This is a genomic window from Rhodococcus sp. AW25M09 (assembly GCF_000333955.1).
Classification (GTDB): Bacteria; Actinomycetota; Actinomycetes; order Mycobacteriales; family Mycobacteriaceae; genus Rhodococcoides.
Genome location: NZ_CAPS01000076.1, coordinates 1 through 13165, shown reverse-complemented (window position 1 = coordinate 13165; position 13165 = coordinate 1). Strand labels below are relative to the sequence as shown.

The 13165-nt window shown below is 62.8% G+C and carries 10 protein-coding genes and 1 pseudogene; 7 read left to right on the top strand and 4 right to left on the bottom strand.

Annotation, left to right across the window (positions count from 1 at the left end; translation table 11 throughout):
- Window positions 1-2: 2 nt before the first annotated feature.
- The 3 genes from RHODMAR_RS15390 to RHODMAR_RS15380 all read right to left on the bottom strand — a co-directional run bounded on the left by RHODMAR_RS15390 (window position 3) and on the right by RHODMAR_RS15380 (window position 3606).
- Complete coding sequence (locus RHODMAR_RS15390) at window positions 3-635, bottom strand: GyrI-like domain-containing protein (protein WP_008716053.1); 633 nt, start codon at window positions 633-635, stop codon at window positions 3-5.
- 81 nt (window positions 636-716) lie between these two features.
- A complete protein-coding gene (locus RHODMAR_RS15385; RefSeq protein ID WP_042939421.1) occupies window positions 717-2261 on the bottom strand; it encodes an alanine/glycine:cation symporter family protein in 1545 nt (514 codons plus the stop codon).
- Window positions 2262-2352: 91 nt separating this feature from the next.
- Window positions 2353-3606, bottom strand: a complete 1254-nt coding sequence (locus RHODMAR_RS15380) for an EAL domain-containing protein (protein WP_008716048.1) — start codon at window positions 3604-3606, stop codon at window positions 2353-2355.
- A 149-nt stretch (window positions 3607-3755) separates the two neighbouring features.
- Between RHODMAR_RS15380 and RHODMAR_RS15375 the strand changes: the two genes are divergently transcribed.
- The 7 genes from RHODMAR_RS15375 to RHODMAR_RS15340 all read left to right on the top strand — a co-directional run bounded on the left by RHODMAR_RS15375 (window position 3756) and on the right by RHODMAR_RS15340 (window position 12768).
- On the top strand, window positions 3756-5102 hold the full coding sequence (locus tag RHODMAR_RS15375; protein WP_008716047.1) for a serine/threonine-protein kinase: 1347 nt from the start codon (window positions 3756-3758) through the stop codon (window positions 5100-5102).
- Window positions 5103-5132: 30 nt separating this feature from the next.
- A complete protein-coding gene (locus RHODMAR_RS15370; protein WP_008716045.1) occupies window positions 5133-6467 on the top strand; it encodes a flavin monoamine oxidase family protein in 1335 nt (444 codons plus the stop codon).
- Between the two features lie 128 nt (window positions 6468-6595).
- Window positions 6596-8044, top strand: a complete 1449-nt coding sequence (locus tag RHODMAR_RS15365) for an alanine/glycine:cation symporter family protein (protein ID WP_232433674.1) — start codon at window positions 6596-6598, stop codon at window positions 8042-8044.
- A gap of 246 nt (window positions 8045-8290) precedes the next feature.
- Window positions 8291-10354, top strand: a complete 2064-nt coding sequence (locus tag RHODMAR_RS15360) for an AMP-binding protein (RefSeq protein WP_008716041.1) — start codon at window positions 8291-8293, stop codon at window positions 10352-10354.
- A 706-nt stretch (window positions 10355-11060) separates the two neighbouring features.
- A complete protein-coding gene (locus RHODMAR_RS15350) occupies window positions 11061-11303 on the top strand; it encodes a hypothetical protein (RefSeq protein WP_008716040.1) in 243 nt (80 codons plus the stop codon).
- Between the two features lie 122 nt (window positions 11304-11425).
- Window positions 11426-11863 carry a carboxymuconolactone decarboxylase family protein gene (locus tag RHODMAR_RS15345; protein WP_042939450.1) on the top strand — a complete coding sequence of 146 codons (438 nt, stop codon included), beginning with the start codon at window positions 11426-11428 and terminating at the stop codon, window positions 11861-11863.
- Window positions 11864-11949: 86 nt separating this feature from the next.
- Window positions 11950-12768, top strand: a complete 819-nt coding sequence (locus tag RHODMAR_RS15340; RefSeq protein WP_008716036.1) for an Fpg/Nei family DNA glycosylase — start codon at window positions 11950-11952, stop codon at window positions 12766-12768.
- A gap of 138 nt (window positions 12769-12906) precedes the next feature.
- On the opposite strand, the pseudogene RHODMAR_RS29120 reads toward RHODMAR_RS15340, so the two are convergent.
- Window positions 12907-13165, bottom strand: a pseudogene (locus RHODMAR_RS29120) (hypothetical protein); the annotation flags it as partial.

Here is a 13165-nt window from a genome sequence, read left to right as displayed (position 1 = left end):
TCTCAGAGCGTCGTAGGCTCCGCGCGCTGCGCGACCGGTTGACGGAGGATGGTGCGCAGTTTCGCCGCGGGCACTCGGCGCGGATCACTCAGGTAGACCTCGTGATGGTTACCGGTCATCGTCAATCCTGCATTCGGAATGTATTCGTCATGCATGTCGGCCAGTACGCGCGTCTCGTCGTCGTAGGAACCGACGTGCAGCGTTTGCACGCACAGTCCCTCGTCCAGATTCTCGAAACGGATCCTGTTCAGCGCGGCGTATTCGCGCTTGGCACGCGCAGCCGCGACTGCCGCCTCGAACATCGCGCGATCGATCCAGTCGGGCACCATGATCATGGCGGTCCAATTCCACTGCGCTTTGTTGCGCTCGGTGGTGAACGACGCCATGTCGTCGGCCCGCCACAGCGCCTCGAGCGGCATGACGACGTAGTCACGGTCCATATTCTTCTTGCTGGCGAACTTCAGTGCGTAGGCCACGGGATAGAGCGCGGCAATTGCTTCCGCATACTCCGGCGCGGTGTTCGGATCGCCACGGCCATCGATCATCAGATAGGCCAGCGACGGAACAACAAGAGTGCGAAAGACGTTGTGCCGCGCGGAGTACGAGTCGAGTGCTTTCTTGAAATCGATCTTCATCGCACCCGCCTGTCCGACCGGCCTGCTGCCGAGGACCTCGTGTTCTCGGCAGCCGGTCTGTCGTCCCGATTCGTTTGCCGGTCAGGCCTCGGCGTCGACCTTGTCCGGCTCACCCCGGCGCATCGCCATGTATTCGGAGAGTTCACGCTTGACCACCGGCAGCAGCAGGTACAGGCCGGTGATGTTGACCAAGGCCAGCAGGAACAGGGTGGCATCGGCGAAGTCCAACACCGAGCCGAGCGAGAGCACGGTTCCGATGACGGTGAACGCGCAGAACATGATGTTGAAGAAGGTGCGTGAGAAACGGCTGCGTCCGAACAACGACGTCCAGGCCTGCAGTCCGTAGTAGGCCCAGGTTATTGCCGTCGACAGCGCGAACAGCGCGACCGCGATCGTCAGCACGTACGGGAACCACGGGAGCACGGTTTCGAAGGCGTCGGAGGTGAGCGTCACGCCGCCGGCGGGAAGCGCGCCCGTCTCGGCGACGATCGCCCGCTGGTCCTGCCAGGTGACAGTGTTGGCGATGACGATGGTCAATGCCGTTGCGGTACAGATGACAACCGTGTCGATGAACGGCTCGAGCATGGCCACGAAGCCCTCGGTGACCGGGTGTCGGGTTTTGACGGCCGAGTGTGCAATTGAGGCCGATCCCAGCCCTGCTTCGTTGGAGAATGCGGCGCGCTGGAAGCCGATGATCATCACACCGAGCACTCCGCCTGCCACACCCTCGGGCGAGAACGCGCCCTCGAATATCGCGGTGAATGCCGTCGGGACCGAGCGGAAGTTGACGCCGATGACGACAGCGCAGGCGACGATGTAGACCAGCGCCATGGACGGGACCAGCTTCGCTGTCACCGCCGAAATCGACTTCATTCCGCCGATGATGACCAGACCGATGATCGACGCGATGACAAGACCGAATATGGCCTTGGCCCCATCGGAACCGAGGAACCCGTCCTCACCGCCGGTGACGGAGCGAACCTGCGCGAACGTCTGATTGGCCTGGAACATATTGCCACCACTGATGGCGAAGAAGGTGATGATGATGGCGTAGAAGACCGCCATGACCTTGCCGAGCTTTGCCAGACCCCGCTCTGCCAGCCCCTTGGTGAGGTATTTCATCGGTCCGCCCGAGACGGTGCCGTCCTCGTTGATGTCTCGGTACTTCACACCGAGGGTGCACTCGACGAATTTCGACGCCATGCCCAGTAGGCCTGCGAGAATCATCCAGAGGGTGGCACCGGGTCCGCCGAGCGTCACTGCTACCGCGACGCCGGCGATGTTGCCGAGTCCGACGGTTCCCGACACCGCGGCGGTGAGGGCTCTGAAGTGGCTCACTTCTCCAGGCGCGTCGGCCTCGTCTTCTTTGCCACTCACCAGAATCAAGGATCTCTTGATTCCGCGGAACTGAATGAATTTGAAGGTGACCGTGAAGATGATGGCGCCGAGGATCAGCCACAGCACGATCAAGGGCACCGCGGCACCGCCGATGTCCACGGTGAAGAAGACGAAGTTCGACACTGCGGCGGAGATCGGATCGAATGCGTTGTTGATCGCTGTCTCGATCGAGCTGAGCGTGCCTCCGTCCGCGGCCAGAAAGTCTGTTGAGTGGGGGTGAGGGCTCATGTATTGGAGTGAACAGCAGTTGGACCGCAGGCGATGGGCTTTACTGCAATTCAGATCAGAATTTACGTGATCTTGACCGAGGACAGTCGGCTCAGATCGCGGACCGATCGGGTATTCGCCGCAACAGCACCGTTGCTGCATCGAGGACCACATGGCGGTCGTAGGTGAGGCGGTAGTCGTACAGCAATCTGCCGTCGTCTCCCGCACCACGCTCGACTGCGATCAGTGCCACGCTCGACATCGGAGCGAGAACGATGATCGAACGTTCCATCGCCAATGGCTCATCTGCGCCCACGATCACCGTACGGAAGCTGCGCTCTGCCGGTGCAGCGTGCGAGTCGAACACAGCCGTGAGCGCGGTGCGTGCCACCAGATCCTCGTAGATTGCCGCGCGGGCAGGGGTAACGCCCGTAGAAGAGCTGTGCGTCGCCAGTACCACGGTCGACGAGCCGGTACCGTATGCACTGCGCAGCAGGCTGTTCTCGATGGCGTCGAGCAAGGTCGAGTCGGCCTGCCTGGCGGCACCGAGTGGATGGGTCAGACCGTAGGGCGTGACGGCCACCGGGGCGCGCACCGTGACGGCTGCGCTCAGATCGAGCGAGTGAACAGGTTCGGTGACCACGCCGAAATCCGGCAGGGACGCCGGTGCGCCGTAGAGGTATCCCTGTCCCAGAACGGCACCCATGGAGTGCGCGAAGCTCTCGTGTCGATCGGTTTCGATTCCCTCTGCCAGCACCAGGGCACCGGTTCGTTCTGCCTCGGCGGCGACGGCGGCGACGATGGCGGCGGTCTCGTCGGTCGAACGCCCTTGCACGAGTGCCATGTCGAGCTTGATCACGTCGGGCCGCAGCAACGGGATCAGCGCCAGGCTGGATGAATCTGCACCCACATCGTCGATGGCGACCCGCCATCCCATGTTTCGCGCATGCTCGGCCGCCCTCAGCAGACCGGCCGGATCTCCCATCAGGTCTCGTTCGGTGATTTCGACGACGATCGACAGTCGTGACGCTTCGGCGAACAGCGACAAGCAATCCTGTGGAGGCGGCGCATCGAGTGCAGTGGGCTCGGCATTGACGAACAGCGCCAGCCGCTCGGGATAGCCGGCCTCGACAGCACCGCGCAGCGCGCTTGCTCTGCACCGCCAGTCGAACTCGGCGGTGATTCCCTGCGCTCGTGCAGCCAGCAGCAGTTCTGGCGGCGTCATCGACGGACCGTCACCGCAGGTCCGGACGAGGGCTTCGTACCCCACCACGGTGCGGTCGTCCAGAGAGACGATCGGCTGGTAGGCGGACGTGATGTCGATCGACATCGGTGAGATCTGCGCAGTCGTCGAATAGGGACGCATGGTGGGACCTTCCTCGATGCTGCTCCAACTGCCCCCACCCGGTGAATCATCATGCCCGACGGAGCGGTGGTCTCGATACCGGACTGCGCTCTTGGGGTCCGTCCTTTGACGATAAGGTGCTCGAAGTAGTCGACGAACGGCGGTGAATCATGGTGGGAACGGACATTCGTCCTCGGGCCGATCACGATCACCTTTTCGCGGGTCGATATCGCCTGGGCACCGTTCTGGGGCGCGGCGGAATGGCAGATGTCGTGCACGCCCACGACGTGATGCTCGGCAGATCCGTCGCAGTGAAGATCTTCCGCCACGGCGAACCCGCTGACACCGCCAATCGCATCGACGCCGAAATCCGGACTCTCGCGTCACTGTCGCACCCGGGTCTCGTTACATTGCACGACGCAGGGACGGCAGCGGATGCAACGGGAGTACCGGTTCCGTACCTGGTGATGGAACTGATCGACGGGCCGACGCTCGGTTCTTATCGCGAGGGCCTACCCCTCCGGAGCGACCACGTGGCGCTCATCGGATGCGAGTTGGCGGACGCCCTTGCCTACATTCACGACCGGGGTGTGGTGCACCGCGACATCAAACCGGCCAACATCCTCATCGCGCAGTCGCCGGACGTCGGTGTGGGACAGTGCGCAAAACTCGCCGACTTCGGTATCGCCCGCATAGTCGACGCCGAACGGCTCACCGAGCACGGCACCACTGTCGGCACTGCGCATTATCTGAGCCCGGAGCAGGCAACCGGAACTGCCGCCGGCCCACCGGCCGACATCTACACACTGGGTCTTGTTCTCATCGAATGCCTGACCGGGACAATGGTATTCGAGGGCAGTGCGGTGGCGGCAGCGGTGGCAAGGCTGCATCGTGATCCCGCTGTCCCCGAGGAACTGGGACCGGAGTGGCACTCGTTGCTGACGGCGATGACATCGAGGCGGCCGGAGGATCGGCCGGGTGCACCTGCTGTCGCACAGCGATTGCGCGGGCTCGCACGAAGCGCCACGCCCCTCCCCCCGACTACTGCAATGGCTGTCCAACCCACCGACGGATCGACCAGCGAAGGTGTTCCGCCGCTCGCTTCCCAGGAATCGCCGCGCCGACGATGGATCGTGCCGACAGCGGCTGTTCTCTTCGTCGCACTCGGAGCGGGCGTCGTGTGGCTGGCGACCGACACGGGCGGCGGAACGGGCGAGGTGCCCACGTCTCCGATCGCACCGACGCTCGTGGAGTCGACGACCGATTCGCCCACGACGCCCGCACCGACACCGCAGCCCGTGATTCCGGCGTTCTCGAACCCACCCGAATCTGCTCCGGCACCCCTGTCGAATCCGGTGCTCATCGAACCCGTCGCACCGGCCCCGCCACCGGAAAACGGAAACCCTGGGAACGGAAACGACAAGGACAAGAACAAGGACAAGAACAAAGACAAATCCGGCAACGGCAACGCGGGTAACGGCAACTCCGGCAGAGGGAACTCCGGTCGAGGAAACTGAGCACACCCCCGGCGTGAGATCGGAGCGACGATGACACGATTCGACACCCTCGTTGTGGGAGCAGGAATTTGCGGTTCCACGGCTGCCCGAATTCTGCACCGTGCTGGTCAGCGCGTCGTCGTTCTGGAAGCGCGCGACCGCGTCGGCGGCCGGGTGTGGACGGTACGCGCCGACGGGAGAACTTTCGACGTCGGCGCTTCGTGGATTCACGGGATAGAGAACAATCCTCTTGCCGACGCCGTGCAGGCGTTCGGTATCGGCACTGCCGAGTTCACCGTGGGCAGCTACCAACCGGATGGCCGCCCCATTGCCTACTACTCCCCCGACGGAACCAGGTTGAGCGAGAACGCAGCCGCACGGTTCGCCGCCGATGTCCACTACTTCGACGAAGCGTTCGCCGCGACGATTGCCGAGTCATCCCCAGGAGTGTCATTCGGCGATGCAGTGGAAGCGACTCTGACGCAGTTGGATTGGGATGCCGGCCGACTCGATCGAGTGCGCGAGTTCCTCGCCCACCGAGCCGAAGAACAGCTGGGGGTAGGCCAGGGCGATCTCGACGCACACGGGTTGGACGACGATGCCATCGAAGGCGACGAAGTCGTGTTCCCCGACGGCTACGACGAGCTCGCCGTACGTTTGACCGAGGGCCTGGACGTTCGACTACAGCACGTGGTGACACACGTCCGTTGGAGCGACGACGGAGTTCTCGTACGGGCCGGGTCTCATTCGTTCTCGGCCGATCGCGCCGTCGTGACAGTCCCGATCGGGGTACTCGAGTCGGCGGACTTCATCATCGAACCTCCGCTGCCGGAGCCTGTTTCGGGTGCGCTGGACCGACTTGCGATGAACGCGTTCGAGAAAGTTTTCCTTCGATTTCCGATCAAATTCTGGGACGAGAATGTCTACGCCGTGCGGCGGCAGGGCGAGGCCGGGCGCTGGTGGCACTCCTGGTACGACGTGACCCAGCCGCACGGGTTGCCCACGCTGCTGACGTTCGCAGCGGGGCCGTGCGCACAGCAGACCAGGCATTGGTCGGACGAGAGAATCAGTGACTCGATCGTCGAGGCGCTGCGCGGCATGTACGGCGAACGCGTCGTTCCACCGGACAGCGTGTATGTCACTCGATGGCAGGACGATCCGTTCTCGTACGGTTCGTATTCGTACATGACGGTGGGCTCACGTCCCCGCGATCACGACGATCTCGCCACGCCGATCGGCGGTGTACTGCATCTCGCGGGTGAGGCCACCTGGACGGATGATCCCGCGACGGTGACCGCTGCGATGAAGTCGGGACACCGTGCGGCAGAACGCATTCTGGAGCGTCGAGTTCCGTTCTGCGAGATCTGGGAAGCCATGAACCGTTGACGCAGCCACCGAACACGAGCTTCGGTGTCTTTGTTCAGTGCAAACTTTCGACAATCTACGAGTAACGTGCTGTCGACGCACCCACACACCGAGCACTCCAGGATGGCACCGTGGATACCGTCAGTTCAGTGATCGACTTCTTGGCAGATCGCCTCTACAGCGTTTTTCTCATCTACTTGTTGATCGGCGTCGGGCTGTATTTCACAGTCCGCACCAAATTCGTTCAAGTTCGACTGCTGCCGTCGATGTTCAAGGCAATCGGTGGGTCTCGCTCGGATGCCGAAGGCGGCATCTCGGCGTTCCAGGCATTCTGTGTCGGTCTTGCATCCAGAGTGGGCACAGGAAACATCGCAGGCGTCGCCATCGCGATCACCCTCGGTGGACCGGGCGCCATCTTCTGGATGTGGCTGGTCGCCGTAGTCGGCATGGCGACAGCCTTCATCGAGGCGACGTTGGCGCAGATGTACAAGGTGCGTAATCCGGACGGGAGCTTCCGAGGTGGCCCCGCCTACTACATCCAGCTCGGTCTGGGTTCGCGCCGCTGGGGAATCGTCTTCGCGTGCCTGCTGATCTTCGCTTTCGGATTCGCGTTCAACATGGTTCAGGCCAACACGATCACCGAGTCCTTCTCGTCCACGATGAACATCGATGCAGGCTGGATCGCAGTCTTCCTCGTGGTGCTCTCGGCTCCGATTCTCTTCGGTGGCGTTCGGCGAATCGCTCGGGTAGCCGAGTATCTCTTGCCTGTCATGGCCGTGATCTACGTGCTGCTCGCATTGGTGATCGTGGCGATGAACGTCGGTGAGATCCCCACGGTGTTCAGTCAGATCGTGTCCAGCGCCTTCGGCCTGAACGAGGCAATCGGCGGAACGACGGGCGGAATCTTGGCTGCCATGCTCAACGGCGTCAAGCGTGGCTTGTTCTCCAACGAGGCCGGAATGGGAAGCGCACCCAATGCCGCGGCGACCGCCACGGTGTCGCATCCGGTGAAGCAGGGCCTGATTCAGTCCCTCGGAGTCTTCTTCGACACCATCGTCATCTGTACGGCAACAGCGTTCATCATCCTGGTCTCGGGTGTGTACGACGTCGCCGATCCGGGCGGCGTGGCGGGTGCGGTGCTGACCCAGGATTCGATCTCCGCTCAGCTGGGAACATGGACGACGATTCCTATGACGCTGTTGATCTTCACGTTCGCGTTCTCGTCGATCCTGGGCAACTACTCGTACGCGGAGATCAACCTCAACTTCCTCGGCGTCGAGGGCAAGCTTCTCAATGTCCTGCGGACCATCGTCCTTGCGGCTATCGGCTTCGGCTCCCTGTCGGCACTGACGACGGTGTGGGCTCTGGCGGACGTCGCTATGGCTGCCATGGCGACGGTCAACCTGGTGGCCATTGCACTGCTGGGCAAGTGGGCATTCGGGGCATTGGCAGACTTCGAGGCGATGCGACGCGAGGGTCGCGACGACAAGTTCGTCGGCCGCGGCAACAGTCATCTGCCCGGTGACCTGCCAGGAGATGTCTGGGATCCGGTCCTCGATGACAACACCGCTACCTCGAACCCCAACCTGAGCAAGTAACTCCGTCCCGAACTCGAAGCTGGGGATGCGTCTTCGTACCGACGCGTCCCTGACTTCGAGTTCGGCCGTTGGACGAAGCTCGGATAGCGGAGTTCGAATTTCGTACGATTTCCCCCACGAACCGCACTTGGGGGATAACATGACGGGTTCATCCAGGCGGATGACCCGTTCCAAGTGCACGCCGCCATCTCCTGGTCGGTATTGGAGCGGCGTTGATGTCGTCTCGGCGGGTACAAGGGGTGGGACATGGTCTCGGACGTCATCGATTGCAGTGTGGTCTTCGAGCACGGCATGGAGCAGGTCTGCGGGGTCTTGAGTGCCGTCGAAATGTTCCCTCGCTACCTCCCGGGCCTCGAATACTGCACGCTTCGTGATTCGGCAGCCGGGTATCGATGCGGAGTCGGCGGTGTCGAACACAACCTCGAACTCGTGGTGAATCGGCGTAACCGAACGATCATCACCATCGAACACCCCGAGTCCGGTGGATTCATCAGATTCACCCTCACCGCAAAATCCGCGAGCGAGACGAAGATCGATGTCACCATGTTCCGAGCGGGTCTCGGCGGGGCCTACGCGCCGCAACCCGAAAACAACCGCGCGGTCATCGACTGGGTCAAGGGCGGTCTGCACAAACTCGAGAATTCTCTGTCGGGTACCGCTACGTCGATCGTTTCGAACAGCGGAGACTCTCGGTCGCTACAACTGGCCATCCTGAAGACGATGGTGGCCACGGGCGTCGTCCGCGCGGCACGTCCCGACCGCGCGTACCGGCAGTTGAACTCGCTGTCGAAGTGGGGCTTCACTCTGGGGGGAGGCTTCGCGGCCGCTACGGCGAAGTCACCGGACGAGATCGCCGTGATCGACGACAGAGGAACCCGCACGTTCGCGGAGATCCACCATCGGTCACATCGCATCGCAGCAGGTCTGGATGCATCCGGTATCCGTCCCGGTAGCACCGTAGGAATTCTGGCTCGCAACCACTCCGCCATGATCGAATGCACAGTCGCGTGCGGCATGCTCGGAGTCGAGGTGGTGCTGCTCAACACCGGCTTGGCCTCGCGCCAGATCGAGGCCATCGCCGCCCGTCACGAACTTCGAATGGTGTTCGTCGACGACGAATTCGACTCGATGGTTCGCTACCTCGGCGACGACGTCACCCGTGTCAGTCTCTCCTCTCATACCGCCATCCCGCGTCGACGCACCCTCGAGCATTTCGTCGCGCCCCCGTCGGCAACATTCGCGCGTCCGGCTCGTCCCGGGTCGGTCGTCGTGTTGACGTCAGGGACCAGTGGCTCGCCGAAGGGCGCGCTACGCCCCACGCCGAGGGGCTTCGGAACCATCGCTGCAATGCTGTCTCGGATGCCGCTTCGAACGGGCGAGCGGATGCTCATCGCAGCACCCATGTTCCACAGCTGGGGACTCGCAGCACTGCAGATCAGCACTTCGTTGCGAGCAACGGTGGTGCTCCAGGAACGATTCGATGCCGAAGACTGCCTACGCGCAATCGAGGAAAATCGATGCACCTCGTTGATCGCCGTACCGATCATGTTGCAACGCATCCTCGATCTGCCCGAGGCGGTGCGCTCCCGTTACGACACCTCCAGTCTGCGCGTCGTCGCCTGCAGCGGCTCTGCGTTGACCGGATCGACCGTCAGCCGCTTCATGGACGTCTTCGGCGATATCCTGTACAACTTCTACGGTTCCACCGAGGTTTCGTGGGCCACTATCGCCACCCCTGACGATCTGCGCGCGGCCCCTGGCACTGCGGGACGGCCGCCGCTCGGCACGACGGTTGCGGTGCTCGATGCCGACGGCAGCGTCGTACCGGTGGGGAGCCTCGGCCGCATCTTCGTCGGCAACGACATGCTGTTCGACGGCTACACCAATGCCGAACCGCCGCCGACCGCGTCAGCACGGGGTGCCGCGATGATGGACACCGGCGATCTCGGTTTCGTCGACTGCAACGGACGGCTTTTCGTTTGCGGCAGGGACGACGAGATGATCATTTCCGGTGGCGAGAACGTCTTTCCGGGCCCGGTCGAGGACGCCATCGCCAACCTTCCTCAGGTCGGCGAGGTCGCTGTGGTCGGTGTCCCCGACAGCGAGTACGGGCAACGTCTTGCCGCGTTCGTCGTCGGCCGCGGTGCGGCGGGCCTCGACGCAGACATGGTGCGCGCCTACATCAAAAACCGCTTGAGCCGCTTCTGCGTTCCACGAGACATCACGTTTCTGGATGAGCTCCCCCGAACTGCCACCGGAAAAGTGATCAAGAGGATGTTGATCGAACCACCCACCGCTGCGGGGACGTGACAGACCGAGCATCGATAGCCCACAGGCGCTCGGCAGCGTCGACGTCGGGCGAGTACGAGGCCACGGTCTCCAGCAGTACCGACGTCGATGTGGCGTGCCCGGGAGTCTTCCCGTAGGCCTGCACCGCATCGTCGGTGCGACAGTGAGAGTTGCTGCCTCCGAACACGACTGGCGAGAAAATACGCCTCGAACGTCGGACGCGAACTCATCCCCGGAAACCCCATTCTCGGCAATGCTGCAGCTCTCGGGAACCATACCGCTGCCGATCCGAGGTAGTGGGCCGCCATCCAGGCCGTCGGATCTACGTGCCGGTCGGGACTGTCTCAGTTGTTTGACTATTCAAATTCTGAGACTATTCGAGGTGAAGTCGGACACGACGTGAGTTCTCCGAACAGCCGATCCAGGAGGGATGCGAATCGCCATGCCCGAGCCATCCGAGGAGCCTCGCTCGAAGAATGTCATGGGGGAAAGCACATCGCACTCGAGTTTTCTGCAGCTGTTCCTGGAAGCAACTCGCGTAGAGCAACCGTCCCGTGACCACCCCCTCTCCAGCGACGACGGACCGAACCTTCAGCGCTGAGGAGCTCATCGGAGCTACTGAACTACCTCGCATCGACTGATCGGGACAGCAGAGAGTAGCGCCAGACGTTGACGGCGACGCTTTTATGTTCGACGGTAGGAGGACGGACGCACACGGGAGGAAGCAATGGACGCTGCATTGATACTTGTCGTGGGCTTCGCCGCGGTTCTTGTTGGCTTCGTCGCCGTCGCCCGCGTACTTCGCTCGCGTATGCGAAGCGGACGCTTCCACGGGATCGAAAGTGCGGTCGGCGGTAGCGCGTTCATGGGAGCGACACGTGAGCCGGGCGTCGCCCCGCCCGAAGGTCGCAATTTTCGTACCGGCTCGAGTCAGCCGGAGCCGTCGACGTCGGACGACATTTCCACGTGACGGAAACGGTCGCCGGTGATTTCTCCCGTCATCGGCAGGCCACGAGTCGCTGCGCAATCATGACCTCTCCGATCGACGCCTGCGATGATCTGACGACACCGCAGCGGACGAGAGGGAACATCATGATCGACGACGAGTCCACGAACCAGAGCAGAGGTCCGCGCTTCCAGGATGGACTCGAGGTTCGAAGAGATGTGATGGGCGCGGAGTACGTCGAGCGCGCATTCGCCAACGCCGAGAACACCGACTCCGCTGCACTTCAGGATTTCGTGACCGACACCGTGTGGGGAGGGGTGTGGACGCGTCCCGGCCTCGATCACCGCAGTCGCAGTCTGCTCAATCTCGGGATCCTCATCGCGCTGCGCGCCCACGAAGAACTTGCCGGCCACGTTCGGGGGGCTCTCCGCAATGGCCTCACGAGAACGGAGATCACCGAAGCTGTCATTCACACAGCCGGCTACTGCGGAGCACCGGCCGCGCTGGCTGCGATGCGCGTCGTACAGAAAGTGCTCGACGCCGAACTGGGCCCTCTGAGTTCCGACGCGACCGAGACGCCGTAGCCGAGAACACCGAACCAGCATCGGTCGTTGTCGATGTTGTCCGCGGTATCACCGATTATTGTCCGTCGATCGGGTACTCCCGACTCATGCCCGAACTCCCCGAGGTCGAAAATGCCCGACAGGTCGTAGAGAAGGCGCTCGGTCGCGTCATCGTCGACATCGACGACGCGGACACTTTCGAGTGTCGCCCGCACATGCCCGGCGAGATTGCGCACGCGCTGAAGGGCGGGCAACTCACCGAGGCGTGCCGCCGCGGCAAGGCGATGTGGTGCGAGACCGTCACGGCCGACGGATCGAGCGGCCCGACGCTGGGCATTCACCTGGGTATGGGTGGACGGGTGATCGTCACTGCACCGGACGGCGACAGCACGTCACGGTACGGCGGCGGTGACCCTCATGTCGGCGAGCGGCCCACCGACAAGCCGGAATGGACGCGATTTTCCATGACGTTCGACGACGGTGGCCAGCTTCGACTGTTCGACAAGCGTCGTCTCGGTCGAGTTCGGCTCGAACCCGACATCGATGCGCTGGGGCCCGATGCCGCCGAGATCACACGCGACGAGTTCCGTCACCGAATCGGTTCCAGCGCTGCACCTCTGAAGGCGAGACTGCTGGATCAGGCCGCAATCGCAGGCGTGGGCAATCTTCTTGCCGACGAAGTGCTGTGGCAGAGCGAGCAAGCACCGTCCAGGCGAGCAAAGACGCTCACGACCGAGGAACTCGACGAGCTTCGAGTGGTGCTGCGGCGGGCCATCCGAGCTGCGATCAAGAAGGGTGGCGTGCACACCGGGGAGATAATTCCTTTTCGCAAAGCGAATGCGACCTGTCCCCGGTGCGGTGCGCCGATGTCACGCGGAACTGTCGGCGGACGCACCACCTGGTGGTGCTCACGCGAACAGTCATGAGCACAAATCGAAAGGTGCAGAACACCGCAGGCAAATGCGTCCGAAGCCCCGACACGATCAGCCCGCTCCCGAGATCCTTCTTCCAACTCGACACCGTGTGCCTCACGATCGCTCTCGGTGAATCGTGCGGCGGACCAGTCAGTCCTTGGCACGCAGGTGGCAGACGCTCCCGCAACCACCTCGTGATTTCGATTGTGCGCCAAGTTTCCGAACTCGTACCAACTCGTAGGCATAACTCGCCCAGTGATCACCGAGCAATGCACGGACCCACCCTTCGCTCTCGGTCACCGAATCGAGGAGATCCGAGCGCGCAGAACTGCGATCCGGGTACTCGTCGGAGCAACCCTGAACGTGGATTCGCAGCGCCATCGGACTTGCCACGGACGGGAAGCACCCT

Coding starts and splice junctions, on each gene's coding strand:
- RHODMAR_RS15390 (WP_008716053.1), bottom strand. CDS start 635: ATGAAGATCGATTTCAAGAAAGCACTCGACTCGTACTCCGCGCGGCAC.
- RHODMAR_RS15385 (WP_042939421.1), bottom strand. CDS start 2,261: ATGAGCCCTCACCCCCACTCAACAGACTTTCTGGCCGCGGACGGAGGC.
- RHODMAR_RS15380 (WP_008716048.1), bottom strand. CDS start 3,606: ATGCGTCCCTATTCGACGACTGCGCAGATCTCACCGATGTCGATCGAC.
- RHODMAR_RS15375 (WP_008716047.1), top strand. CDS start 3,756: ATGGTGGGAACGGACATTCGTCCTCGGGCCGATCACGATCACCTTTTC.
- RHODMAR_RS15370 (WP_008716045.1), top strand. CDS start 5,133: ATGACACGATTCGACACCCTCGTTGTGGGAGCAGGAATTTGCGGTTCC.
- RHODMAR_RS15360 (WP_008716041.1), top strand. CDS start 8,291: ATGGTCTCGGACGTCATCGATTGCAGTGTGGTCTTCGAGCACGGCATG.
- RHODMAR_RS15350 (WP_008716040.1), top strand. CDS start 11,061: ATGGACGCTGCATTGATACTTGTCGTGGGCTTCGCCGCGGTTCTTGTT.
- RHODMAR_RS15345 (WP_042939450.1), top strand. CDS start 11,426: ATGATCGACGACGAGTCCACGAACCAGAGCAGAGGTCCGCGCTTCCAG.
- RHODMAR_RS15340 (WP_008716036.1), top strand. CDS start 11,950: ATGCCCGAACTCCCCGAGGTCGAAAATGCCCGACAGGTCGTAGAGAAG.